Genomic DNA, 511 nt, shown 5'->3' with positions numbered 1-511 from the left:
GCTCAAGGCCGGCTGCACCAAGGACGATTTCGACCGCACGATGGCGGTGCATCCGACTGCGGCCGAAGAATTGGTCACCATGTATCAGCCGACTTACCGGATCAGGAACGGCGAGCGCGTCTGAATTCGGGCGTGCGGGTGTGGCAGCGCGCCATCCGTCGGCGACTGCCGATCGCCGCCGGACATGCGGGCAAGCAAGGGTAGGGTCCATTCGAGACCTTGCCAGTCGCCGCCGTCGAGTGGATCTGCCAGCGGATCGGAATGCTTGGTGAGCAACGGCTTACGGGTCAGTGTGAACCAGTCTCTGGACATTTTCGTCTCCATCGGTTGGAATAGCGCAGACGTAGTGCCGAGGCCGGCGTGGCTGTAGAGGCGCGCATGAAACGGGTCTTTCATGGCTGAAGCATGCGTCCATGCAATTTTGCGTCTATGGATCGTGCGCCGGCCGGATGGCATGGCTCGATTTTTCACGACGGAAATCCAGAATGAACACAGCCGCATGGGATGATCT

Annotated in this window: 1 protein-coding gene; it reads right to left on the bottom strand. The window is 60.3% G+C overall.

Annotated features, from left to right (window positions below; all coding sequences use genetic code 11):
• Positions 1-93: 93 nt before the first annotated feature.
• Positions 94-511, bottom strand: a 418-nt coding sequence (locus AC1D0P_RS28330; RefSeq protein ID WP_477679776.1) for a hypothetical protein, incomplete at its 5' end; no start/stop codon positions are given.

The sequence above is a fragment of the Polaromonas sp. P1_G2 genome, from assembly GCF_056405515.1.
The sequence above is the reverse complement of the archived record's forward strand: the minus strand, read 5'-3'. Positions and strand labels throughout refer to the sequence as shown.